Annotated in this window: 1 protein-coding gene; it reads right to left on the bottom strand. The window is 44.4% G+C overall.

Going from position 1 to position 619, the window contains the following annotated elements:
* A partial coding sequence (locus R7P74_RS27420; RefSeq protein WP_318123832.1) for an aromatic amino acid transport family protein occupies nucleotides 1-610 on the bottom strand: 610 nt, incomplete at its 3' end.
* Between the last annotated feature and the right edge of the window lie 9 nt (nucleotides 611-619).

Raw genomic sequence — 619 nt, 5'->3', positions numbered from 1 at the left:
TTGCAGGAATACTGCCGTGGAAACCAAACGATGTGAAAATCACTGGAATCGCCGCAACAATAAGTCCCTGTTCGATAGGCATGCTTAGCAAGTATGACTCGGTAACGTTTGGCGCTAAAAATGACAGTACCGCAACCATTGCGACTAGCTTTAACGCAAACAACACACGGTTTACTTTATCAACTGTTCCTGTACCAATAGTCACCACTAAAGTAACGATCAGAGTGAAAATCACTGTCGCTGTCGGGCCAGAAATGTCTAACTCAAACCACTGAGATAAGCGGTCACCAAATTGGGCACCGCCACCAGCGATGTATGCCGCACACAATGAGTAGAACAAAAATAGCATCGCAAAACTGGCAACCCACTTACCTTTTTGACCAAGGATTTGTTTCGCCAAGGTATGAAGTGTTGCACTACTTTCAGCGTATTGGTGAAGTTCAAGCATCAGTAACGCAGTAAAGGCCATTAACGCCCACAAACTCAACATGATGATCAGTGATGTGGTAAAACCAATGCCAGCGGAGGCAAGAGGAAGAGCTAGCATACCAGCCCCAATTGTAGTACCAGCAATAATTAGGGTACTACCAAACACTTTAGAACGACTCATTGTATATTT

Source organism: Vibrio sp. 2033 (assembly GCF_033339735.1).
The sequence above is the reverse complement of the archived record's forward strand: the minus strand, read 5'-3'. Positions and strand labels throughout refer to the sequence as shown.